Source organism: Ottowia sp. (genome assembly GCF_016703145.1).
Lineage (GTDB): Bacteria > Pseudomonadota > Gammaproteobacteria > Burkholderiales > Burkholderiaceae_C > Ottowia.
The window spans coordinates 294,007-315,062 of record NZ_JADJCO010000002.1 but is presented as its reverse complement, the minus strand read 5'-3'; the positions used below and the strand labels follow the sequence as shown (position 1 = coordinate 315,062).

The following is a 21,056-nucleotide window of genomic DNA, read 5'->3' as shown; positions in this document are numbered from 1 at the left end:
GGCGCATATCCAGCGCCGGCTTAGGGCACTTTTGGCTTGAATCCGGTCGGTCAACGCGATGGATAGGTCGTCGGCGCCGGCATGGCGGTCATCGGCAGCACCGCCGCAGGCGGCGCGCCCGGCGCCCGCACCGGCGCCACCGCGTCGCGCGCGCTGGAGCGGGCGGACAGCGGCGGCATCTCCAGCCGCGCCTCGCGCCCGCCGGCGGCGACCACCGCCGTGCGCGGCGTCACCGCGCGCAGCGTCCAGCCGCCCTCGACGCCCTCCACCGCCGCGCCCACGCGCACCGGCCTGGCCGGCTTGCCGTCCACCGCGATCAGCGCCGCGCCGCCGCCGCCGTGCGTCACCACGCCGCGCAGCGCCAGGCGGCCACTCACCTCGGCGGCGGGCGCCGCCGGCGCCGGCCCCGCCACGCCCAGGGCGCGCGCCACGTCGCGCGTGTCCACCGCCACCCCGCCCGGCGCCGGACCGCCGGCCACCGGCGCGCCCACCAACGGCCCGCCGCCGCCCAGGCGCAGCGCCCAGAAGGCCACGCTGCCGGCCGCCAGCGCCCAAACCAGCAGCGTGGCCAGGCCCACGTTCAGGCGGGGAGACAGGCGCGGTTGCATCATGCGGACGATTATCATTGAACCCATGTCCGCTTCGCTCTCCCTCGCCGGCCGCCTGCGCCGCGCCGCCGGCTTCACCCTGATCGAGCTGATGGTGGTGCTGGTCATCATCGGCGTGCTGGCGGCGCTGATCGTGCCCAACGTGCTGGACCGCACCGACGACGCGCGCGCCACCGCCGCCCGCACCGACGTGCACAACCTGATGCAGGCGCTCAAGCTCTACAAGCTCGACAACCAGCGCTTCCCCACCGCCGAGCAGGGCCTGCTCGCGCTGGTGCAGCGCCCCGCCACCGCGCCGGCACCGACCAACTGGAAGCCTTACCTCGAAAAGCTGCCCAATGACCCCTGGGGCCGGCCCTACCAGTACCTCAACCCCGGCATCCAGGGCGAAGTGGACGTGATGAGCTTCGGCGCCGACGGCGCCAGCGGCGGCGAGGGCAAGAACGCCGACATCGGCAGTTGGCAATAAGCCGTCCGCGCACCGCGGCACTGGCGTCCGACTATTGATTTGATAGCTGTCAGCGTAAATCTGACGCGGGCTGGAGCCCCATTTCCTTTGAAAACCGGACGCGGCTTCACCCTGATCGAGCTGATGGTGGTCGTGGCCCTCATCGCCCTCGGGACCGGGCTGGCCAGCTTGGCGCTGCGCGACAGCGAAGGCAGCGCGCTGGCGCGCGACGCCGAGCGGCTGGCGGCGCTGCTGGAGTCGGCCCGCGCGCAATCGCGCGCCGCCGGCGTGCCGGTGCGCTGGCGCGCCACGGCGGGCGGCTTCGCCTTCGACGGCCTGCCGGCCAATGCCAGACCGCTGCCCACCCACTGGCTCGATGCACGCACCGCCGCGCTGGGCAACGCGCCGCTGCTGCTCGGTCCCGACCCGGTGATCGGCCCGCAGGCCGTGGTGCTGCACCGGACCGGCAGCAGCCGGCCGCTGATGCAGGTCGCCACGGATGGGCTGCGCCCCTTCAGCATGGCGCAGATGCCATGAGCCCGCGCGCCGGCGGCTTCACCCTGATCGAGGTGATGGTGGCCCTGGCCATCACCGCCATCGCCCTGGTCGCCGGCCTGAAGGCCACCGCCGCCCTGACCGACAACGCCCAGCGCCAGGGCACGCTGCTGCTGGCCCAGGTGTGCGCCGAGAACCAGTTGATCTCGCTGCGCCTGGCGCGCCAGTTGCCCGGCGTGGGCGACACCACCGGCGACTGCGTGCAGGCCGGGCGAGCGCTGCAGGTGACGCAGAGCGTGCGGCCCACGCCCAACCCCAACTTCCGGCGCGTCGAGGCGTCGGTCAGCGAGAACAGCGTATTCATCGTGCGCGTCTCCACCATCGTCGGCCGGAACTGAGATGAAACCACCGGCCACGCGCCACACGCTGGTAGCCCCTCCCCCCTCGCGGGGGAGGGGTTGGGGAGAGGGGGCGCTGGCGATAGGCGCTGCGCTGAAAGCAAGCGTTGCCCCCTCTCCCCAGCCCTCTCCCACGAGGGGAGAGGGAGAAATACCTGCACCGTTTCATCGACTGCGGGTGGCGCGCAGCGCCATGGAAAACTGACATGCCGCGCCCTCCACGCCAGCCCGGCTTTACCCTCATCGAGGTGCTGGTCGCCTTGGCCATCCTGTCGGTGATGGCGGTGCTGACCTGGCGTGGCATCGACGGCATGGCGCGGGCGCAGCAGGCCACGCAGCGCTACACCGACGACGTGCTGGCGCTGCAGGCCGGACTGGCGCAGTGGCGCGCCGACCTGGACGCCATGATGGTCTGGCCCGCCGCCCAGGGCGCGCCGCCCACGGCGCAGCGCAGCCTGGCCTGGGACGGCCGCGTGCTGCGCATCACCCGCACGGCCGCTGACGACCCGGCCGCCGGCCTGCGCGTGGTGGCCTGGACGCGCGCCGGCGGCGGCCAGTGGCTGCGCTGGCAGTCGGCGCCGGTGCTGTCGCAGGCGGCCTGGCTGGCCGCTTGGGAAGCGGCGGCGGGCTGGGCCCAGGCCCCCGCGCCCGGCGCGCAGGCGGTGGCCATCGCCGCCGTGCTGGACTGGCAGTTGCACTACTTCCGCGCCAACGCCTGGACCAACCCGCTGTCCAGCCCGTCCGAAGGCGCCGCCAACACCCAGGCCCTGCCCGACGGCGTGCGCCTGCTGATCACCCTGGCGCCGGGCCATGGGCTGAGCGGGCCGCTGGCGATCGACTGGATACGGCCTGATTTCGGGGGCGGGCAATGAAGCCCCCACGCCACCAATCCGGGGCGGCTCTGCTGGCCGCCATGATCACCGTCACCCTGGTCGCCACCATCGCCGCCGCCGCGCTGTGGCGCCAGTGGCGCGGCGTCGAGGTCGAGGCGGCCGAGCGCGCGCGCGTGCAGTCGGCCTGGATTCTGACCGGCGCGCTCGACTGGGGGCGGCTGATCCTGGCCGGCGACCAGCGTGAATCCACCACCGACCACCTGGCCGAGCCCTGGGCCGTGCCGCTGGCCGAGGCGCGCTTGTCCACCTTCCTGGCGGCGGGCGAATCCAGCGCCGACACCGAGCGCGACGCCTTTCTCTCCGGCCAGATCACCGACCTGCAGTCGCGCCTGAACCTGATGAACCTGGTGGCGGGCGACCCGGCCGACCCCGTCGATGCCCTGGCCCGCTTCGGCCGCCTGTTCGACCTGCTGGGCCTGCCCGCCAGCGAACTCGCCGTGCTGCAGCGCAGCCTGGTGCGCGCGCAGGCTGCCCTGGCCGGCACCGCCACCGGCGGCGACGCCCCGCTGATGCCGCGCCGCTTCGAGCAACTGGCGTGGCTGGGCGTGTCCCCGGCCACGCTGGCGGCGCTGCGCCCCTACGCCACCCTGCTGCCGCTGCAGAACCACCAGCCGACGCCCGTCAACCTGAACACCGCCAGCGCCCAGGTCATCCAGGCCGCCGTGCCGGGGCTGGACCTGGCGCAAGCGCAGCGCCTGGTCACGCAGCGCGAGCAGGGCCATTTCAAGTCCGTGCAAGAGGCGATGAGCGCGCTGGGCATCACGGGCGCCAACCCGAACTGGACCGCCGTGGCCTCCAGCTTCTTCGAGATCCGCGGCCGCCTGCGCCTGGACGACGTGGCGCTGGAAGAAGTGTCGGTGGTGCAGCGCCTGGGACGGGTGCGCGGCGTGGTCACGCTGTGGCGCGAGCGCGCCGCGCTGAGCCTGCCGGCCGCGGGGGCGCGCTGAGCGTCCCGAGACGCCGCCCGGCCGCCCGAAGGCGGCGAGCGCCCCCGGGGGGCAGCGGACCACGCACAGCGGGGGAGCGTGGGGGGTCTTTCCCTACAATTCGCGACTTCCCTATGAGCCTGCTCGTCCTCGCCCTGCCGCCCGGCCCCCCTGGCCCGTCGGGCAGCTACGCCTTCGCCACCTCCCACGACGGCCAGACCCTGGCCGCGCACGGCGGCGCGGCGGCGGCGCTGCTGCCGCCGGCCGGCCGCGGCGTGGAGGTGGTCGCCGTGGTGCCAGCGGCGCAACTGTCCTGGCACCGCGTCGATCTGCCGCGCGGCGTCGGCCCGCGCTCGCCGCGCCTGCGCGCCACGCTCGCGGGGCTGCTGGAGGACCGGCTGCTCGACGAGCCCGAGCAGCTCCACTTCGCCCTCGACCCCGACGCCCGCGGCGGCGGCCCGGCCTGGGTCGCCGTCTGCCGGCGCGACTGGCTGGCCGCGCACCTGCGGGCGCTGGACGCCGCGCGGCGCCCGGCCGGACGCATCGTGCCCGAGCTGAGCCCGCACGCCGGCACGCTGCGCCTGCTGGTCACCGGCGAGCCCGAACGCGCCCAGGTGCTGATGAGCGGCACCGCCGTGCCCGGCGGCGCCCAGGCCCTGCCCCTGGGCCCCGGCACGCTGGCGCTGCTGCGCGCCGCCACCGCCCACGACGGCGAGGCGCCCGAGGCCGAGCTGCTGGCCGAGCCCGCCGTCGCCGCCCTGGCCGAGCAGACGCTGGACCGGCCCGTCACCTTGGTGCCGCCGGCGGCGCGCCTGCTGGCGGCCAGCCGATCGCCGTGGAACCTGGCGCAGTTCGAGCTGGCGCGCACCGGCACCGCCTGGGCCGGCCGGCGCGCCGGAGCGGCCTGGCGCGAGTTCCTGCACGCCCCGCGCTGGCGCCCCGCGCGCTGGGGCGTGGCGCTGCTGCTGCTGGCCCATCTGGTGGGGCTCAACCTGTGGGCCTGGCGCACGCAGGACGAGCTGGCGGCGCGGCGCGCCCAGGTCCAGGCCGCACTGACCCAGACCTTCCCCCAGGTCAAGGTGGTGGTGGACGCGCCCGTGCAGATGGCGCGCGAGGTGGCCGCGCTGCGCCGGAGCACCGGCGCCGCGTCGGGCCGCGACCTGGAGCCGATGTTGAGTGCGTTTGCGCAGTCGGCCGGCGACCAGCCTGCGCCGGCAGCTATCGAATTCACAGCAGGCGAGCTGCGCCTGAAGGGCGTGCAACTGCTCGCCACCGGGCTGACGGACATGCAGACGCAGCTGCGTCCGCTGGGCTACCGGCTGCAGGCCGAGGCCGACGGCGCCGTGCTGCGCGAAGGGGTGGCGCCATGAGCCGCGGGGCCGCTCCCAAGGCGAACACCGCAACGCGCAGCGTGGAGGTTGCCCGATGAGCCGCCAGGCGGACGCGCCGGACAAGCTGGCCAGCGCCTGGACTGGGCTGCAGGCGCGCGAGCGCCGGCTGGTGGCGCTGGCCGCGGCCGTCATCGGGCTGGCCCTGCTGTGGTGGCTGGGCCTGTCGCCGGCCCTGGCCACGCTGCGCGCGGCGCCCGCTCAGCGCGCGGCGCTGCAGGCGCAGGCGCAGCAGATGCAGCGGTTGCAGCGCGAGGCCGAGGCGCTGCAGGCCCTGCCCCGCCTGGGCCGCGACGAGGCGCTGCGTGCGCTCGAATCCGCCGCGCGGCAGCGGCTGGGCGCGACGGGCCAGCTCAGCGTGGTCGGCGACCGCGCCAACGTCGCGCTGAAGGCCACACCCGCGCAGGACCTGGCCGACTGGCTGGCCGACGCGCGCGCCAACGCCCGCGCCGCCCCGGTGGAAGCGCGCCTGACCCGCGCGGGCGACCGCGCGCCCGGCGCGCCGGTGCTGTGGAGCGGCACGCTGTCGCTCGGCCTGCCGCCATGAGGGCGCGCCGGTTTGGGGTCAAATCTGGTTGGGACCCGCATGGATGTTGCGGGATAAGCTATTGTTTTCGTAGTTTCCTTCGAGTGGATGGAAACGCCGTCGGCCGGGACTCGCCCCGGCCAACAGCGTCTCCAACCCACAAAAACATCGAATTTGATAGCACCATGCTCAGTATCCATACTGGATACTGCCAAATTTTCCTCAAAAACAAGAAGCCGCAAACCCTCCCCCCAGGAGCCCCCCGCCAATGAAGAAGCCCAGGCATCCAGCCCCGGCGGCGGCGCTCGACACGCCGGCCCTGCCTTGGCGCTGGGCGCTCGCTGGCGCGCTGCTGGGCGTGCTGCTGGTGGTGCTGGTCGGCGCCCCGGCACGCTGGCTGACGGCCGGGCTGGCGCGCGCCAGCGGCGGCATGGTGCTGCTGGCCGAGCCGCAGGGCAGCCTGTGGTCCGGCTCGGCGCGCCTGGTGCTGGCCGGCGGCGTGGGCAGCCACGACAGCACCGCCCTGCCCGGCCGCGTGCACTGGCGCCTGGCACCCGCGCCGCTGGGGCTGACGGCCCGCGTCACCGCTGACTGCTGCACCCCGCAGGGACCGCTGGCGCTGCGGGTGGCGCCGCGCTGGGGCGGCGCGCGGGTGAGCGTGGCCGACGGCCAGTCGCTCTGGCCGGCCGCGCTGCTGGCGGGGCTGGGCACGCCCTGGAACACCGTCCAGCCGCAGGGCGAGCTGGCGCTGGCCACGCAGGGCCTGGCCGCCGAATGGCTGGCCGGGCGGCTGGCGCTGAGCGGCGGCGCGGAGCTGACGGCGCGCCGCCTGTCGTCGCGCCTGTCCACCCTGCGGCCGCTGGGCTCGTACCGGCTTCGACTGCGCGGCGGCGACGCCGTCGGCCTGGAGCTGTCCACCCTGGAGGGCGGCCTGCTGCTCTCGGGCAGCGGCCAGTGGGTGGGCGCGCGCCTGCGCTTCCGGGGCGAGGCCCGCGCCGCGCCGGGACTGGAGGCACCGCTGGCCAACCTGCTCAACATCATCGGCCGGCGCCAGGGCGACCGGGCCATCATCTCCCTGGGTTGATCTCCGCCATGGCCTCACCGCACCACCCCCTCACCCGGACGGCGCCGCGCGGCGCTTTTGCTACAGTGCAGACCGCTGACCGAACCGCCTGCCCCATGGCCCGCGCCCCCCAGATCCTCCCCCGCCCCCTCCTCGCCGCCGCGCTGCTGGCGCTGGCCGCCGGCGCCCACGGCGCCGGCCCGGCGCCGGGCGCGCCTGCCACCGACGAACCCGTCCAGCGCGCGGGCGGCAGCGTCACGCTCGACTTCGCCAACGCCGAGATCGACGCCGTGGCCCGCACCATGGCCACCCTCACCGGCCGCAACGTGGTGGTGGACCCGCGCGTCAAGGGCACGATGACGCTGACCAGCACCACGCCGGTGTCGCCGGCGCAGGCGCTGCGCCTGTTCGCGGCGCAGTTGCGCACGCAAGGCTTCGCGCTGGTCGAGTCCAGCGGCCTGGTGCTGGTGCTGCCCGAGGCCGAGGCCAAGCTGCAGAGCGGCGCGGTGTCGGCCGGCAGCGTGCGCGCGGGCGGCCAGATCCAGACGCAGATCTTCCGGCTGACGCACGAGAACGCGCACAACCTGGTGCCCGTGCTGCGCCCGCTGATCAGCCCCAACAACACCATCAACGTGAATCCCGGCACCAACGCGCTGGTGATCACCGACTACGGCGACAACCTGCAGCGGCTGGCGCGCATCATCGCCGCGCTCGACGTTTCCAACGCCACCGGCGTGGAGGTGGTGCGCCTGAACCACGCCGTGGCCTCCGACTTGGCGCCGCTGGTGGCCCGCCTGCTGGAGTCCGGCGGCGGCGCCCTCGCGATGCCGCAGGCGGCGCCCGGCCAGCCCGGCGCCGTGGCCGCGTCGCTGGCCGCGGCCGGCGGCAGCGGCGACGGCTACCGCACCACGCTGCTGCCCGAGCCGCGCAGCAATGCCATCATCCTGCGCGCCGCCAACCCGGCACGGCTGGCGCTGGCCCGCACGCTGATCCAGCAGCTCGACCAGCCGCCCTCGCGCGGCGGCGAGAGCGGCGGCAGCGGCAACATCCACGTCGTCTACCTGAAGAACGCCGACGCCGCCAAGCTGGCCGTCACCCTGCGCGCGGCCCTGGCGGCCCTGCCCGGCCAGTCCGCCACGCCCGGCGGCATCGGCGGCGCGGCGGCGGCGAGCACCGTCGTCACGGCGCAGTCGGGGCAAGGCCTGTCGGGCATGGGCCAGGCCGGCGCCGGCGGCGGCCTGGCCAGCGGCCCGACGATCAACGCCACGGGCAACAACCAACCGTCCACGGGCGGGCAGATCCAGGCCGACCCGTCGACCAATTCGCTCATCATCAGCGCGCCCGAGCCGGTGTACCGCGAGTTGCGCGCGGTGATCGACAAGCTGGACCAGCGCCGCGCCCAGGTCTTCGTCGAGAGCCTGATCGCCGAGGTGCGCGCCGACAAGGCGGCCGATTTCGGCATCCAGTGGCAGGCCCTGCTGGGCCGGCGCGACGGCAGCAACGTCGGCATCATCGGCACCAACTACGGCGAGGGCGGCAGCAACATCGTCAACCTGGTGGGGCAATTCCTCAACGGCACGCCCACGGCGCAGAACCTGGTTCGGCCTCCGCAGGGCTTCAACCTGGGCCTGGCGCACCGCGTCAACGGCCTGTTCACGCTGGGCGCGCTGGCCAATTTCCTGCAGAGCACGGGCACGGGCAACGTGCTGTCCACGCCCACGCTGCTGACGCTGGACAACGAGGAGGCCAAGATCATCGTTGGCCAGAACGTGCCCTTCGTCACCGGCAGCTTCACCAACACCGGCGCCAGCGGCGGCACCAGCGTCAACCCGTTCCAGACCATCGAGCGCAAGGACGTGGGCCTGACGCTGCGGGTGCGGCCGCAGATCAGCGAGAACGGCACGGTCAAGATGGTGATCTACCAGGAGACCTCCAGTGTCGTGCCCAGCTCGGTCGGCGCGGCGCAGGGCCTGATCACCAACAAGCGCGCCATCGAGTCCAGCGTGCTGGTGGACGACGGCGCCATCGTGGTGCTGGGCGGCCTGATGGAAGACCAATTCACCACCAACGAGGACAAGGTGCCCGGCCTGGGCGACATCCCGGTGGTGGGCAACCTGTTCAAAAGCCGCAGCCGGGGCATCACCAAGACCAACCTGATGGTGTTCCTGCGCCCGGTGGTGGTGCGCGACGCCGCGGCGTCCGAGCAGTTCTCGCTGGACCGCTACGACCTGATGCGCGGCGCCCAGATGGGCAACCAGCCGCAGCCCAGCAGCGTGCTGCAGATCAACCAGGCGCCGGTGATGCCCCCGGTGGCGCCGGTGCGGCCCGACGCCTGGACGCGCCCGGCCCCGCCGCCGCCGCTCATCAACCCGGCCAGCGGCGAAGCCAACTACGAAGGCGGCTGAGTCCCCGCCATGCGCTACCCCCTGCCCTACGCCTTCGCCCGCGCGGCGCGGCTGCTGCTGGAAGACGACGGCCACGCGCTGGTGCTGTGGCACGACGGCCACCCCGACCCCGGCCACCTGAGCGAGGTGATGCGCCGCCACGGCACCGGCGAGCAGCCGCTGGCGCTGCAGCAGGCCGACGCCCACACGCTGGCGCAGCGCATCAGCCACGCCTATTCGCAGAGCGAATCCAGCGCCGCCGCCGTGGTCAGCGAGGTCGAGAGCGACGCCGACCTCTCGCGCATCATGCAGGAGCTGCCGGCGGTCGAAGACCTGCTCGAATCCGCCGACGACGCGCCCATCATCCGCATGCTCAACGCCCTGCTCACGCAGGCCGCGCGCGACGGCGCCAGCGACATCCACATCGAGCCCTACGAGCGCCACAGCAGCGTGCGCTTTCGCGTCGATGGCGCGCTGCGCGAGGTGGTGCAGCCCAACCGCGCGCTGCACGCGGCGCTGATCAGCCGCCTGAAGATCATGGCCGACCTCGACATCGCCGAGAAGCGCCTGCCGCAGGACGGCCGCATCAGCCTGCGGCTGGGCACGCGCGCCATCGACGTGCGCGTGTCCACCCTCCCCAGCGCGCACGGCGAGCGCGCGGTGCTGCGCCTGCTGGACAAGTCCGAGAGCAAATTGAGCCTGGAGTCGGTGGGAATGCTGGGCGAGGTGCTACAGAAATTCGAGCACCTGATCGCCCAGCCGCACGGCATCATCCTGGTCACCGGCCCCACCGGCAGCGGCAAGACCACCACGCTGTACGCCAGCCTGGCGCGCCTGGACGCGCAGCGCAACAACATCATGACGGTGGAGGACCCGATCGAGTACGAGCTGCCCGGCGTCGGCCAGACGCAGGTCAACCCGCGCATCGACCTCACGTTTGCCCGCGCGCTGCGCGCCATCCTGCGGCAGGACCCGGACATCGTGATGATCGGCGAGATCCGCGACATCGAGACCGCGCAGATCGCCATCCAGGCCAGCCTGACCGGCCACCTGGTGCTGGCCACGCTGCACACCAACGACGCCGCCAGCGCCGTCACGCGCCTGACCGACATGGGGGTGGAGCCCTTCTTGCTCAGCTCGTCGCTGCTGGGCGTGCTGGCGCAGCGGCTGGTGCGCAAGTACTGCCTGGACTGCGCTGGCCAGGGCTGCGACGCCTGCGGCCACACCGGCTACGCCGGCCGCACCGGCGTGTTCGAGCTGCTGATGGTCGACGACGGCATCCGCGCGCAGATCCACGCCCGGGCAGCCGAGGCCGACATCCGCGCCGCCGCGCTGGCCAAGGGGATGCAGCTGATGCGTGAGGACGGCGAGCGGCTGATCGAGCGCGGCATCACCAGCCGCGAAGAAGTGCTGCGCGTGACGCGCGATTGAGAACCCGAATCAAATCGGCCTGTGACCAGCGCCAGGAAAGCGCTGGCAGCTATCGAAAAAGAAGCTGCGCTGGTTCCGTGCGACCTGGGTTCGTCTCGTTCTGCCTCATTCCTCGAACAGGTCGGCGTGCGTCCCGGCGCGCACGAAGACCAGGGTGTCGCCGTCCCGGCGGTAGACCAGCAGGAAGTCGCCGCCAATGTGGCATTCGCGGTGATCGGCCCAGCGGCCCTTGAGAGGCTGGTCCAGCCATTCACCCTAAATCCGGCAGTTACCCCGCCCCTACCAGCCCTGTTGGAGGCCTGAACGGGCCGATCACGGGGGCGATGCGGTCACTGACGTAGTGCAGCAGCAGGCTCCAGGGATCGGCTGCCTTGAGCTGCTCCGCAGTTGCCTTGACGTGCTTCAAGGCCGCACGGATGTTGGCGATCAGCGATTTGAGCAGCGTGGCCTTGCCGTGCAGCGGCGTCAGGTACAGCATGGTCTGCCCGCCGCTGTGTGCAGCCCGGCCCACCGCGGCGAGCAACAGCGGGCGACTGGTGATCGCCTCCATGCGCTGCGTTGGGTTGGCTGAGCGGCAGTACCAACTCCACCAGTTGTAGACCAGCGCGCAAGCGCGTGCCGTACTCTGGCAGCGGTTGATGTCCTGCGTGGTGAAGCCCGACAGGCCCCACTGGTTCTTCAACTCGTCGAAGCCGTTTTCGCAGTCAGCCCGGTCGCGATAGAGCTGGCCGATGGCCTCGATTGGATGGGCCACATCGGTGACCAGCACCGCGTACTCCCACAGCCGCTCGCCCTCGCAGACGCTGGCCTGCGGATCCAGACGCAATTGCCCATCCTCCATGCGCCGCTCGCGCGCAACGCCTCCTCGCACACGCTGGCGCACGATAACCATCCGGCGCTTTTTGCTCCAGCCGTGCAGCTGCAGCCAGTCCTCGGTCATCTGGCAGCCGTGGCTGTCGGCGCGGCTCCAGTCCTGGCGCTCGAACTGGCGTGCCACCAGGCGCTGCACGTTGGCCGTCTGGCGCAGGCGCAAGAGGTAGGGTTGATTGCGCTGCTCCAGCTCCAGCAGGATGCCTTCGTTGCCGTAGCCCGAGTCGCCGCGCACCAGCGTCGGGCGTTGCGCCTCCAACTCGTCGAGCAGGCGGCCCAGGGCCGCCTTGGCATGCAAGCTGGTGTGCTGCTTGCCCGCGCTGACCTGCACGTCCAGCACCAGGCGCAGGTTGCCCACCCAGAAGGTGTGCAGCACGTGGCCGGGACGCCCCGGCTTGGCCGGGTTGTCGCCCAGTTGGGCGCCTTCCTGGCGCCCGTACAGGGGCTTGATGCTGGCGTCGATGTCCAGCACCCAGGGCTTGTTCAGCGCCGGGCGCACCGAGTGCATGAGCGCCGCTCGCATCCAGCTCGTACTTGATGGCTCGTCGATGCGCGCGAGCGCCCGGCGCAGGGCATCTTCGCTGACGATTTTGTGCATGCCCAGGGTCTGGGCAGCCAGCGCATCGCCTCTCAGTGCCGTGATGTGCGCGTAGCGCCGGTGGCCGGCCAGCAGCCCGAGCATCAGGGTGCCCAGCACGTCGCGCTTGTGGGGAGCGTTGCCGCTGCGGTATTCCAAAGGGCACGTCGACACCCAGCGATCGAACACACCGGTGGCGGCAAGAAATTCGGCAAAGAACACCAACTGGCCGTGTGGCGTGGCCGCCGCACCTTCTTCCCAGCGCACGTGCATGCGCCCGCCCAGTGTGTCCACCACCTGTGGCTGTGTCATCTGCTCGCCGCCCATCTCGGCCACTCGGGCCTTGTTTGTCGATTCACCCATGGAGTGAGTCTGCCAAATCACCGCAAGACCTCACCAGTGATGGTTCTGCGGGCTATTCGGACGGGGGAACTGCTGGATTTAGGTTCAGGGGCCAGTGGGCCGTCGTTGGCGATGAGCAGCCGCATCGCCTCCTTCAAGCGCTTGAGGTCGTGGCGGCCCGAGCGGGTGAGGCGTTCCCAGTCCTTGAGGAAGACCTTGGTGTGATCGCACGCCTTGGGCGGCAGCGTCCGGTTGCCCGGCCACTGGGAAGGCGATCTCATCAAGGGCACCCATAACGCCAGCGCCATCGGCACTTTGGTCGAGCGCACCACGCGCCTGGTGGTACTGGTCAAGCTGCCCCATCCCAACCCGGCCACGGCCGCGCATGTGCTGCAGTGCCTTCACCGACAAGCTGCACAGCATCGACAAGCCCATGCGCAAGAGCCTGACCTACGACCGCGGCCGGGAGATGGCCGAACATGCCAAGCTCACCCAGAGCACGGGGGTGAAGGTGTACTTCTGCGATCCCTACAGCCCTTGGCAGCGCGGCAGCAACGAGAACACCAACGGGCTGCTGCGCCAGTACTTGCCCAAAGGCACCGATCTGAGCGGCTACACCCAGGCGCAACTCGATGCCATCGCTGATGAGCTCAATGGCCGACCCAGGATGACCTTAGGGTGGCGCAAACCCCTTGAGGTCTATGCCGAGCATCTGGCTCGCTTGACTCAACAGCCTGATTCGGTGCATTGAACTTCCCGTGCACGTGGACTTGAAACCGCCAGAACAGAAGCGATCTGACCGCCTCTCTTGCGATCCCGCGTTGGGCGGACCAGCGAGACAGTGAACAGCACAGGCTGCTCGCAAGCCATACAATGTATGTATGAATTTCGAGTGGGATTCCACCAAGGCGGCGGCCAATGTCAAGAAGCACCGGGTCTCGTTTGAGGAGGCCCGCTCGGTCTTCTACGACGACCGCGCGATTCAGTTCTTCGACGAAGAGCACTCCTCGGTGGAAGACCGATTCATCATGCTTGGCATGAGTTCGAGCGCCAGGCTTCTGGTGGTCGTGCATTGCGAGCGGGATGCAGGTGACACGGTGCGCATCATCTCCGCAAGAAGGGCCACCCGGAAGGAGGCCGCGTTTTATCCAGGTGGCTGATATGAAAACAGAGTACGATTTTTCCAGGATGAAGTCCCGCCGCAACCCTTATGCGTCCAAGTTGAAGAAGTCGGTGACGATGCGCCTGTCGGAGGACGTGGTGGAGTATTTCAAGGCGATGGCCAGCGAGGCCGGAGTTCCTTACCAGAGCCTGATCAATCTGTACCTGCGGGATTGCTTGGCACAGAACCGACGCATCCAGGTCAAGTGGTCGAGCCCCGTGTGACGCGTGTCAGTCCGACGCCGTGGAGCACGCGTCGGCGGGTGGGTTCTGATTGCTGGATAAATCGGCCTACAGCGCCCGCCCAGCAAGCGCCGGCAGCTATCAGAACAGAAGCGATCAGACCCTCAACCCGCGTACCCCGGGTTCGGCAGCACGCCGCCCACCAGCCTCGGGTTGTTGAGCTGGCGCGGCGCCACCTTGCCGCCGCGCGCCTTCAGCCATTCCTCGGCGACTTCCCACACCATCCTGTTGCCGGCCTTGGCGGCGTCCTCGGCCACCGGCGCCCAGCCGGCCACCTTGTAGGTCTTCCCGGCGTCGATGGGCTGGCCTTTCAGGCGCATGTCGGTGATGCGCTGGCCCATCGCGGCCAGCGGGTCGCAGGTGTAGCTGAGGCCGCCCACGCGCACCATGTCGCCGCCCTGCTGGTAGTACGGGTCGGGGTTGAACAGATTATCGGCCACGTCCTCCAGCACGGTCTTGATCATCTCGCCCTTCATCTCGGTGAGCGTGGCGTAGCTGTAGGTGGTGGCGGTCATGTCCATCAGCCACTCGCGCGTGATGGGCTGGCCGGGCAGCAGCGTGGTGCCCCAGCGGAAGCCGGGCGAGAAGGCGAGGTCGGCGCCCTGCACGTCCATCAGCGCGTCCAGCAGGAGCTGGTCGCCGGTGCCGTTGAAGTTGCCTCGGCGGTAGAGCAGCCCCTCGGTGACGGCCAGCACCTCGCCCAGTCTGGCCTCGTGCGGGGCACGGACCTGGGTGATGAGCGCGTCCATCTCGGGGTCGGCGGGCAGCATGTGGGCGAACACGGGCAGCAGCTTGTAGCGGTAGTCGCTCACCTTGCCGTTCTTCACGTCGAGGTCGAGCACGCCGACGAACTTGCCGTTGCTGCCGGCGTTGGTCACCAGGGTCTGGCCGCCGGCGTTGCGGACGATGCTGGCCACGGGCATGCCGTCGTGCGTGTGGCCGCCCAGGATGGCGTCCACGCCGCGCACGCGGGTGGCCATCTTCAGGTCGGTGTCCATGCCGTTGTGGCTGAGCACGACGACGACCTGCGCGCCCTTGCCGCGCGCTTCGTCCACCATCTTCTGCAGGTGCTCATCCTGGATGCCGAACTCCCAGTCGGCCACCATGTAGCGCGGGTTGGCGATGGGCGTGTACGGAAATGCCTGGCCGATGATGGCGCAGGGCACGCCGTTGAGGGACTTGATGACGTAGGGTGAGAAGACCGGGTCGCCGAAGTCGGTGGTCTTGACGTTCTGCGCCACGAAGTCGATGGTGCCCTTGAAGTCCTTCTCGACGATGTGCCGGACGCGCTCCATGCCCAGGGTGAATTCCCAGTGGCCGGTCATCACGTCCACGCCGAGCAGCTTGCAGGCGTCCACCATGTCCTGGCCCTTCGTCCACAGCGCGGTGGCGCTGCCCTGCCAGGTGTCGCCGCCGTCCAGCAACAGCGCGCCGGGGCGGTTGGCTTTCAGGCGCTTGATGAGCGTGGCCAGGTGCGCGAAGCCGCCCACCTTGCCGTAGCGCCGGGCGGCCTGCTCGAAATCGAGGTAGGTCAGCGCGTGCGCCTGGGCCGTGCCGGGCGGCAGGCCGGCGGCCTTCAGCAACCGCTCGCCCACCAGGTGGGGCAGCCGGCCGCGCATGTCGCCCACGCCCAGGTTGACGCTGGGCTCGCGGAAGTGGATGGGCCTCAACTGCGCGTGGCAGTCAGTCATGTGCAGGAAGGACACGTTGCCGAAGCGGGGGATGTCGTACAGCCCCTCGGCCGCGCTCTGCGCGCTCGCCTCGGCATGGCGCGCCAGCCCCATGCCCGCCGCGCTGGCGGCGCCTAGCACCTGCAGGAATTCGCGTTTGGTGAGGTTCATAGTTCAGCGCTCGCTGAAGTATTTGGAACAAAAAGGCCCGGCAACGCCGGGCCCTTGAAGGTCACTGATTGACGGGAGACTTGGGGTCGAGCAGCAGCGCCACGATATGGCGCACCTGATCCTCGGTCAGGATGCCCTTGTGGCCGGCGCGCGGCATGTTGGAGCAAGCGTTGTAGGCCTTGCTGTTCCAGATCTTGCCCCAGGTGTATTCGACGACGGCCTTGGATGCCGGGCTGGCCGGGTCGGCCACGCCGCGCAGCTTGCCGTAGTTGTAGAGGCTGGGGCCGATGGTGCCGAAGGAGATTTCCTTCTTGTCGATCTGGTGGCAGTTGTAGCAGTTGCCGCCGTTGGCCGCGCCGGCCTGGTCGGTCCAGGTCATGCCGCGGCCGCTCTGGGCGATCTTCTCGCCCTCCTTCCAGTCGCCCAGGAACTGGCCGTTGGCGGGCCACTTGATGGTCTTCAGGTTGGCCTCTTCCAGGCGCTTGGCCACCTCGGGCGCCAGCGGCTTGCCGGCCACGTCGGCGGCGTTGCAGGCCTGGATGGTCTCGTCGCCGTTGTCGAACGCGGCGGCGACCTTGACGATGCCCTTGTCGTGGAACGAGGTCTTGACGATCTGCTGCGTCAGCGCGTCCGCCTGGGCCGCGGAGGGGCCGGGCGCCGTCGTGGCGCAGCCGACCGCCAGCGCGCCCGCGCCCAGGACCAGCGCCGCGGTCAGGGTGGTGAGCTTGAGATGTTTCATGGATCGTGTCTCCTTCTCAGCGCTTGATGGTCGGCACCGCGGACTTGGCGCCCTTGGCGTTCACGCCCATGTAGACGCCCAACGCGACCGTGGCGTCGCTGATGTAGTCGGGCTCGGGAAAGCGCTGCTGGCGGTAGCAGTCGTTCAGGCGGTGCTGCATGGTCCACATCTGCCCGCTGGAGACGTGGTAGGCCGGCCAGGCAGCGAAACCGATGCCGTCGCCGGGGTTGCCCGTCAGGCGCGGCAGGTCCTGCAGGCGCACGCGCTTGCCGTCCTCGCCGTGGCAGGAGGCGCACGCGAAGTCGTGCGCGCCGCCGCGCTGGAAGAACAGGCGCTTGCCGACCTCGTACATCGTGCGCTCCTGCGCATGCGACTGCGGCAAGTTGAAGGCCAAGCCCTTGGACTGCGCCGCGACCCAGGTCGCCAGCGCGGTGGCGTTGGCGCGCTCGCCCCGGCCCCAGGCGGCCTCGGTCACGGCCTTGGGGTCGATGCCCTGCAGGCTGCTCATGCAGGTCACCAGGCGCGACTCCACGTCCTGCACCTTGCCGGTGTCGGCAAAGTAGCGCGGCAGCTCGACGAACACGCCCTTGACCACGCCCGGACCCTTGCCCAGATCGCACTGCTCCAGCGAGGCGTTGCGGGGGCCGCGCTTTTGCTTCCACAAGTCCTCGCCCTTGGCCTCGAACAGGTCCGCCGGGTTGCCGTCCTGCAGCATCTCACGGTATTCCTCGATCGCCTGCGTGCTGGTGTTCTGCGCCAGGGCGGCGCCGGTGGCCAGCAGCAACCCCATGGCGGCCACGGCCGCCGCGTTGAGCGTCATCCTCATCGTGCTTGTCTCCTTGTCAGGCAATGGGGCGCGCGGTTCTTCAGGATACCGTGGCTTCGTCGGTGCGGGTGTCGCCCTTGTTGTCCTTCCAGGTCACGCTGATCTTGTCGCCGGCCTTGGCGCCCTTGACGGTGAACTGCAGGAACGGGTTCTTCGACACCGCCGGCCCCCATTCGCAGGAAAACACCGGCTTGCCGTTGAGGCTGGCGGTGACGTCCTGGATGTGCCAGGCGGGCACGATCTTGCCGGACGCGTCCTTGCGCTGGCCGGACTCCATCTCGTGGCTCATGAGCACGCGCACGGTGGCCTTGTCGCCGCTGGCCTGGGCGCGGATTCGCATTGGATCTGCCATGTTTCTTACTCCTGATGTTCTGTTCAAAAGGCGTGCCGGACCACGTCAGCCGCCACAGCCGCCGAGGGTGACCTTGACCTCTTTCTTGGCGTAGTGCGCCTTGCCGTCGGCGGTGATGGCCACGGCGTACACGTCGGAGGACTGGCCCATCTTGGTGCGGGTGGCGAAGCTGGGCTCGACCGATTCGTTGACGTTGAACACCGACACCAGCACGTTGGGGTTCTTCTCGACCAGCAGCAGCAACTGCTTGACGTTGGGCAGCGTGCTGGCCAACGCCAGCGGCACCACGGCGCCGTTCTCGGCGATGTCGGGGGCGGTCAGCGTGACGGCCGAGCTCTGGGCCGGCGCGCCGGCGGCACCCAGCGCCTTGACGGCGTCGGCGATGCTCTTGGCGTCGAACGCGCCCTGGTTGAAGGCCAGGGCGTACCGCGGAAACAGGCCGGTGCCGGCCAGCAGGCCGGCCACGACGGCGCTGTGCTTGAGGGTTTGCCTGCGGGTTTGCATGGGGCGTTTCTCCTTGAAAGTTGCGAAATGCTACTGGGTTCGATCCGGGCGCGTCAGCGGGATTCCCCGAAACCTGTCACGCATGAAGGCTTCACGGCCGAGCGCCGGCCGCCAGCCAGGCGGCCAAGGCCTGCAGGTCGGCATCGGGCAGGTTCTGCGGCGGCATGGGGATCTCGCCCCACGCGCCGGCGCCGCCGGACTGGATCTTGCCGGCCAGGTAGGCGGCCTGGCCGGCGTGCTTGCGGGCGATGTCGGCGAAGCTGGGGCCGACCAGCTTGCCGCTCATCGCGTGGCAGGCCGTGCAAGCATGCTTCTGGGCCAGAGCCCGCGCCGATGTTGCGCTATCAGCTTCTGATTTCGTAGCAACGGCAGCGTTGGCCGGTGCCGCCGCGGCGTCGCCCAGCTGGCCCTCGGCGTGCATGGTGTCGGCGCCGCGCTGCGGCCCGACGCCGCGGTTTTGCTCGCGCAGGTTGCCGTGCGCATCGCGCGCGTGGGCCGGCAGCATGGAGGCGACCTGGGCCTCGGCCGGGCAGCGGCTCATGCAGGCGCTGGCCCGCACGTCGGGCCTGGGCAGGCCGCCCAGTTCGGGGCCGGGCCAGAGGGCGTGCCGGGTGCTCATGCCGTTGCGGTTGGGCATGCGGCGCTGCACCTCGGCGATGTTGCGCTCGGACAGGGTGAAGTCCGCGGGCACCACGTCGGCCAGGTTGAGCAGGAAGGCGGTGACGGCGTAGACCTCGTCGGGCTGGAGCGACTTGGGCTCGTTCCAGGGCATGGCGCGGTTGATGTAGTCCCACAGCGTGGAGACGTGGGGCACCTTCATCAGGGTGGTGCGGCCGGGGTAGTCGGGCCGGGTGAGGCTGGCGACGCGGCCGGTCCTGATGTCGTCCTGCGTGGTGCCGCCGACGAGCGGGTTGAACACCGAGTTGGATTCGCCGAACACGCCGTGGCAACTGGCACACTTGGCTTCCCAGATGTCCTGCCCCCGGGCCACGCTGCCCGAGCCTGGCGGCAGGCCCTTGAAGTCGGGCCGCACGTCGATGTCCCAGGCCGCCACCTCCTTCGGCGTGGCGGCGCGGCCGATGCCATGGTATGTGCCATCAGCCAGCGCGGATACTGCGCAGGCAGCTATCAATAATGAAGCAACGACGTCACGAGAGCTGAACATTCTTCACCTCGCCGTTGTCCTGCACCAGCCACGACTGGATGGCGTTGTTGTGGTAGATCGAGCGCGTGCCGCGCACCTCGCGCAACCGCCGGTAAGTGGGCTGCACGTAGCCCGTCTCGTCCATGGCGCGGCTCTGGATGAGGGCGGGCCGGCCGTCCCACGCCCAGTCGAGGTTGAAGCGGGTGAGGCACTTGTCCTGCACGGGCGATTCGAGCCGCGCCGTGCGCCAGTTGCGCCCGCCATCGACCGACACGTCCACCCGCTTGATGCGCCCGCGCCCGGACCAGGCCAGCCCGGTCACGTTGTAGAAGCCCTTGTCCAGCAGCACCTGCCCGCCCGAGGGCGTGGTGACCACGCTCTTGCATTCCTGGATGCTGCTGTACTGGCGGTGCATGCCGTCGGGCATCAGGTCGATGTAGTGCACGGCCTCGTCCTTGGTGGCCCAGGGCTGGTCGCCGACCTCGACGCGGCGCAGGTACTTCACCCAGCTCACGCCCTGCACGCCGGGCACCACCAGGCGCAGGGGGTAGCCGTTCTCGGGCCGCAGCATCTCGCCGTTCTGGCCGTAGGCCACCAGCACCTGGCCGCTGGCGACCAGGCCCATGGGGATGGTGCGGGTCATCGACGAGCCATCCGCTCCTTCAGCCAGCACGAACTTGCCGGCCTGGAGGTCGGCGCCGGCCATCTCCAGCAGCGTGATCAAGGGCACGCCGGTGAATTCGCTGCACGAGAGCATGCCGTGCGAGTACTGCACCGTCGGCACGGCGACATTGCCCCACTCCATGCCGGTGTTGGCGCCGCACTCGATGAAATGAAAGCGTGACACGCTGGGCAGGCGCATCAGTTCGTCCATGGTGAAGACCATGGGCTTTTTGACCAGACCATTGACCATGAAGCGGTGCCTGGACGGGTCCACGTCCCACCAGCCCTGGTGATGCCGCTCGAAGTGCAGGCCGCTGGGCGTGACGATGCCGAACAGCGATTGCAGCGGCGCGAAGGACACGGACGACTGCGCCGTCTGCGTGAGCCCCGGGCTCTGGCGGCGCTGGACGTTGGCCTCGTAGCGCGAGGGCTTGCCGTAGCCGTCGGTCGCCACCGGCTGGCCCAGGCCCCGGGAATGGGCCGGCAGGTTCAGGATGTTCGGGTCGCCCCCTTCGGCCGGCACGGGGTTGGCCTGCCCGCTCGCCCGCGTGGCGGCGGTGCCGGCCAGGGCGGCGGCGAAGGCGCCGCGGATGAAGTCGCGCCGGCCGTGCCGGCCCTCGGCGAACACGGCGCGCACGCCCGCGCGGTCGATGAATCCCTCCGGTGCCTTGCGCAGTCGGCCGCGCGCGACGCCCTCGGGCGCCTCGGATGGTGGGAGTGCGTGCTCTGCGGCCATGGCATTAAATTCTTTATATGCGCAACTGCTTATGTTATAGCCGCCGGATGGATCGGGGCATGGGGTTTGTCCGGGGAAATCGGCCTATTTGGCGAAGCGGTAGTGGTCGCGGTTGAGCACGGCGGCCACCGCCGTCACGTCCTCGGGGAACAGGCCCAGGTTCATCTCGGTGTTGCAGTGCTCGACCATGCTCTGCAGCGCGCTGGGCGTGTTGATGCGGCCCTTGGGCCGGTAGACGGCCTTGCCGCCGTCGACCCACTGGCGGGCGTGGCAGTCGTTGCACTTGTGCTGGGCGATGAGGCGCTCGCCCAGCTTCAGGTCCACGCCCTTGAACAGTGCCGGCACTTCGGCGCGGGCGGCGCCGAACAGCAGCAACATCGACAACGCGGTGATGGGCAGGGGGTTCATGCGGGTCTCCTCGTCACAGGGTTCATGGTGCTTTTTAGCTATATTTTAGATAGCTAATGGCGCAATATCCATGCGGACTGAAGGCCAAAA

Annotated in this window: 23 protein-coding genes and 2 pseudogenes; 13 read left to right on the top strand and 12 right to left on the bottom strand. The window is 70.4% G+C overall.

Annotated elements, in window-relative coordinates; all coding sequences use genetic code 11:
* Positions 1–50 precede the first annotated feature (50 nt).
* Positions 51–611 carry a general secretion pathway protein C gene (locus IPG65_RS01710; protein WP_293187574.1) on the bottom strand — a complete coding sequence of 187 codons (561 nt, stop codon included), beginning with the start codon at positions 609–611 and terminating at the stop codon, positions 51–53.
* A 22-nt stretch (positions 612–633) separates the two neighbouring features.
* Here IPG65_RS01710 and gspG point away from each other — a divergent pair, with 22 nt between their 5' ends.
* The 10 genes from gspG (at position 634) to IPG65_RS01660 (ending at position 10,560) form a co-directional block, all read left to right on the top strand.
* On the top strand, positions 634–1,077 hold the full coding sequence (gene gspG, locus IPG65_RS01705; protein ID WP_293187573.1) for a type II secretion system major pseudopilin GspG: 444 nt from the start codon (positions 634–636) through the stop codon (positions 1,075–1,077).
* Between the two features lie 87 nt (positions 1,078–1,164).
* On the top strand, positions 1,165–1,593 hold the full coding sequence (locus IPG65_RS01700; RefSeq protein ID WP_293187572.1) for a prepilin-type N-terminal cleavage/methylation domain-containing protein: 429 nt from the start codon (positions 1,165–1,167) through the stop codon (positions 1,591–1,593).
* Positions 1,590–1,949, top strand: coding sequence for a type II secretion system minor pseudopilin GspI (gspI, locus tag IPG65_RS01695; RefSeq protein ID WP_293187571.1), 360 nt, complete (start codon positions 1,590–1,592; stop codon positions 1,947–1,949). Before IPG65_RS01700 ends, gspI begins: the two co-directional genes overlap by 4 nt.
* Positions 1,950–2,155: 206 nt before the next feature.
* Positions 2,156–2,821 carry a type II secretion system protein J gene (locus IPG65_RS01690; RefSeq protein WP_293187570.1) on the top strand — a complete coding sequence of 222 codons (666 nt, stop codon included), beginning with the start codon at positions 2,156–2,158 and terminating at the stop codon, positions 2,819–2,821.
* On the top strand, positions 2,818–3,789 hold the full coding sequence (gene gspK / locus IPG65_RS01685) for a type II secretion system minor pseudopilin GspK (RefSeq protein WP_293187569.1): 972 nt from the start codon (positions 2,818–2,820) through the stop codon (positions 3,787–3,789). The genes IPG65_RS01690 and gspK overlap by 4 nt, the downstream gene beginning before the upstream one ends.
* Before the next feature lie 113 nt (positions 3,790–3,902).
* Positions 3,903–5,138, top strand: a complete 1,236-nt coding sequence (gene gspL / locus IPG65_RS01680; RefSeq protein ID WP_293187568.1) for a type II secretion system protein GspL — start codon at positions 3,903–3,905, stop codon at positions 5,136–5,138.
* Positions 5,139–5,193: 55 nt separating this feature from the next.
* Positions 5,194–5,703 (top strand): type II secretion system protein GspM, encoded by a 510-nt coding sequence (gspM, locus tag IPG65_RS01675; RefSeq protein ID WP_293187567.1) that lies wholly within the window; start codon positions 5,194–5,196, stop codon positions 5,701–5,703.
* 247 nt (positions 5,704–5,950) lie between these two features.
* A complete protein-coding gene (gene gspN, locus IPG65_RS01670; RefSeq protein WP_293187566.1) occupies positions 5,951–6,766 on the top strand; it encodes a type II secretion system protein N in 816 nt (271 codons plus the stop codon).
* 95 nt (positions 6,767–6,861) lie between these two features.
* The gene (gene gspD / locus IPG65_RS01665) at positions 6,862–9,150 is read left to right on the top strand and encodes a type II secretion system secretin GspD (protein ID WP_293187565.1); all 2,289 of its coding nucleotides are present in this window, start codon (positions 6,862–6,864) and stop codon (positions 9,148–9,150) included.
* 9 nt (positions 9,151–9,159) lie between these two features.
* Positions 9,160–10,560 (top strand): ATPase, T2SS/T4P/T4SS family, encoded by a 1,401-nt coding sequence (locus tag IPG65_RS01660; RefSeq protein ID WP_293187564.1) that lies wholly within the window; start codon positions 9,160–9,162, stop codon positions 10,558–10,560.
* Positions 10,561–10,665: 105 nt separating this feature from the next.
* Here the strand turns inward: IPG65_RS01660 and IPG65_RS01655 are convergent.
* The 3 genes and pseudogenes from IPG65_RS01655 to IPG65_RS01645 all read right to left on the bottom strand — a co-directional run.
* Positions 10,666–10,812, bottom strand: a pseudogene (locus IPG65_RS01655) (type II toxin-antitoxin system YafQ family toxin); the annotation flags it as partial.
* A gap of 16 nt (positions 10,813–10,828) precedes the next feature.
* Positions 10,829–12,370 (bottom strand): transposase, encoded by a 1,542-nt coding sequence (locus IPG65_RS01650; RefSeq protein ID WP_293187563.1) that lies wholly within the window; start codon positions 12,368–12,370, stop codon positions 10,829–10,831.
* Between the two features lie 17 nt (positions 12,371–12,387).
* Positions 12,388–12,702: a hypothetical protein gene (locus IPG65_RS01645; RefSeq protein WP_293187951.1), complete on the bottom strand. Its 315-nt coding sequence runs from the start codon at positions 12,700–12,702 to the stop codon at positions 12,388–12,390.
* On the opposite strand from IPG65_RS01645, the pseudogene IPG65_RS01640 reads away from it, so the two are divergent.
* The 3 genes and pseudogenes from IPG65_RS01640 to IPG65_RS01630 form a co-directional block, all read left to right on the top strand.
* Positions 12,602–13,100, top strand: a pseudogene (locus IPG65_RS01640) (IS30 family transposase); the annotation flags it as partial. The gene IPG65_RS01645 and the pseudogene IPG65_RS01640 overlap by 101 nt on opposite strands.
* 130 nt (positions 13,101–13,230) lie before the next feature.
* The gene (locus tag IPG65_RS01635; RefSeq protein WP_293187562.1) at positions 13,231–13,509 is read left to right on the top strand and encodes a BrnT family toxin; all 279 of its coding nucleotides are present in this window, start codon (positions 13,231–13,233) and stop codon (positions 13,507–13,509) included.
* A 1-nt stretch (position 13,510) separates the two neighbouring features.
* Positions 13,511–13,735 carry a BrnA antitoxin family protein gene (locus IPG65_RS01630; RefSeq protein ID WP_293187561.1) on the top strand — a complete coding sequence of 75 codons (225 nt, stop codon included), beginning with the start codon at positions 13,511–13,513 and terminating at the stop codon, positions 13,733–13,735.
* 122 nt (positions 13,736–13,857) lie between these two features.
* Here IPG65_RS01630 and soxB read toward each other — a convergent pair whose 3' ends face one another.
* The 8 genes from soxB to IPG65_RS01590 form a co-directional block, all read right to left on the bottom strand.
* Positions 13,858–15,594, bottom strand: coding sequence for a thiosulfohydrolase SoxB (soxB, locus tag IPG65_RS01625; protein ID WP_293187560.1), 1,737 nt, complete (start codon positions 15,592–15,594; stop codon positions 13,858–13,860).
* 61 nt (positions 15,595–15,655) lie between these two features.
* Complete coding sequence (gene soxX, locus IPG65_RS01620; RefSeq protein WP_293187559.1) at positions 15,656–16,333, bottom strand: sulfur oxidation c-type cytochrome SoxX; 678 nt, start codon at positions 16,331–16,333, stop codon at positions 15,656–15,658.
* A 16-nt stretch (positions 16,334–16,349) separates the two neighbouring features.
* Positions 16,350–17,153 carry a sulfur oxidation c-type cytochrome SoxA gene (gene soxA, locus IPG65_RS01615; RefSeq protein WP_293187928.1) on the bottom strand — a complete coding sequence of 268 codons (804 nt, stop codon included), beginning with the start codon at positions 17,151–17,153 and terminating at the stop codon, positions 16,350–16,352.
* 46 nt (positions 17,154–17,199) lie between these two features.
* Positions 17,200–17,511 (bottom strand): thiosulfate oxidation carrier complex protein SoxZ, encoded by a 312-nt coding sequence (gene soxZ, locus IPG65_RS01610; protein ID WP_293187558.1) that lies wholly within the window; start codon positions 17,509–17,511, stop codon positions 17,200–17,202.
* A 45-nt stretch (positions 17,512–17,556) separates the two neighbouring features.
* Positions 17,557–18,015 carry a thiosulfate oxidation carrier protein SoxY gene (gene soxY, locus IPG65_RS01605; RefSeq protein WP_293187557.1) on the bottom strand — a complete coding sequence of 153 codons (459 nt, stop codon included), beginning with the start codon at positions 18,013–18,015 and terminating at the stop codon, positions 17,557–17,559.
* Positions 18,016–18,106: 91 nt separating this feature from the next.
* Positions 18,107–19,180 carry a c-type cytochrome gene (locus IPG65_RS01600; protein WP_293187556.1) on the bottom strand — a complete coding sequence of 358 codons (1,074 nt, stop codon included), beginning with the start codon at positions 19,178–19,180 and terminating at the stop codon, positions 18,107–18,109.
* Positions 19,164–20,558, bottom strand: coding sequence for a sulfite dehydrogenase (soxC, locus tag IPG65_RS01595; RefSeq protein WP_293187555.1), 1,395 nt, complete (start codon positions 20,556–20,558; stop codon positions 19,164–19,166). Before soxC ends, IPG65_RS01600 begins: the two co-directional genes overlap by 17 nt.
* 84 nt (positions 20,559–20,642) lie before the next feature.
* Positions 20,643–20,966, bottom strand: a complete 324-nt coding sequence (locus tag IPG65_RS01590; RefSeq protein WP_293187554.1) for a hypothetical protein — start codon at positions 20,964–20,966, stop codon at positions 20,643–20,645.
* Positions 20,967–21,056 lie beyond the last annotated feature (90 nt).

Coding starts and splice junctions, on each gene's coding strand:
- soxB (WP_293187560.1), bottom strand. CDS start 15,594: ATGAACCTCACCAAACGCGAATTCCTGCAGGTGCTAGGCGCCGCCAGC.
- gspG (WP_293187573.1), top strand. CDS start 634: ATGTCCGCTTCGCTCTCCCTCGCCGGCCGCCTGCGCCGCGCCGCCGGC.
- soxA (WP_293187928.1), bottom strand. CDS start 17,153: ATGACGCTCAACGCGGCGGCCGTGGCCGCCATGGGGTTGCTGCTGGCC.
- gspK (WP_293187569.1), top strand. CDS start 2,818: ATGAAGCCCCCACGCCACCAATCCGGGGCGGCTCTGCTGGCCGCCATG.
- soxY (WP_293187557.1), bottom strand. CDS start 18,015: ATGCAAACCCGCAGGCAAACCCTCAAGCACAGCGCCGTCGTGGCCGGC.
- gspI (WP_293187571.1), top strand. CDS start 1,590: ATGAGCCCGCGCGCCGGCGGCTTCACCCTGATCGAGGTGATGGTGGCC.
- IPG65_RS01600 (WP_293187556.1), bottom strand. CDS start 19,180: ATGTTCAGCTCTCGTGACGTCGTTGCTTCATTATTGATAGCTGCCTGC.
- gspL (WP_293187568.1), top strand. CDS start 3,903: ATGAGCCTGCTCGTCCTCGCCCTGCCGCCCGGCCCCCCTGGCCCGTCG.
- soxX (WP_293187559.1), bottom strand. CDS start 16,333: ATGAAACATCTCAAGCTCACCACCCTGACCGCGGCGCTGGTCCTGGGC.
- soxC (WP_293187555.1), bottom strand. CDS start 20,558: ATGGCCGCAGAGCACGCACTCCCACCATCCGAGGCGCCCGAGGGCGTC.
- IPG65_RS01660 (WP_293187564.1), top strand. CDS start 9,160: ATGCGCTACCCCCTGCCCTACGCCTTCGCCCGCGCGGCGCGGCTGCTG.
- gspD (WP_293187565.1), top strand. CDS start 6,862: ATGGCCCGCGCCCCCCAGATCCTCCCCCGCCCCCTCCTCGCCGCCGCG.
- IPG65_RS01650 (WP_293187563.1), bottom strand. CDS start 12,370: ATGGGTGAATCGACAAACAAGGCCCGAGTGGCCGAGATGGGCGGCGAG.
- gspN (WP_293187566.1), top strand. CDS start 5,951: ATGAAGAAGCCCAGGCATCCAGCCCCGGCGGCGGCGCTCGACACGCCG.
- IPG65_RS01590 (WP_293187554.1), bottom strand. CDS start 20,966: ATGAACCCCCTGCCCATCACCGCGTTGTCGATGTTGCTGCTGTTCGGC.
- soxZ (WP_293187558.1), bottom strand. CDS start 17,511: ATGGCAGATCCAATGCGAATCCGCGCCCAGGCCAGCGGCGACAAGGCC.
- IPG65_RS01690 (WP_293187570.1), top strand. CDS start 2,156: ATGCCGCGCCCTCCACGCCAGCCCGGCTTTACCCTCATCGAGGTGCTG.
- IPG65_RS01630 (WP_293187561.1), top strand. CDS start 13,511: ATGAAAACAGAGTACGATTTTTCCAGGATGAAGTCCCGCCGCAACCCT.
- IPG65_RS01710 (WP_293187574.1), bottom strand. CDS start 611: ATGATGCAACCGCGCCTGTCTCCCCGCCTGAACGTGGGCCTGGCCACG.
- IPG65_RS01635 (WP_293187562.1), top strand. CDS start 13,231: ATGAATTTCGAGTGGGATTCCACCAAGGCGGCGGCCAATGTCAAGAAG.
- gspM (WP_293187567.1), top strand. CDS start 5,194: ATGAGCCGCCAGGCGGACGCGCCGGACAAGCTGGCCAGCGCCTGGACT.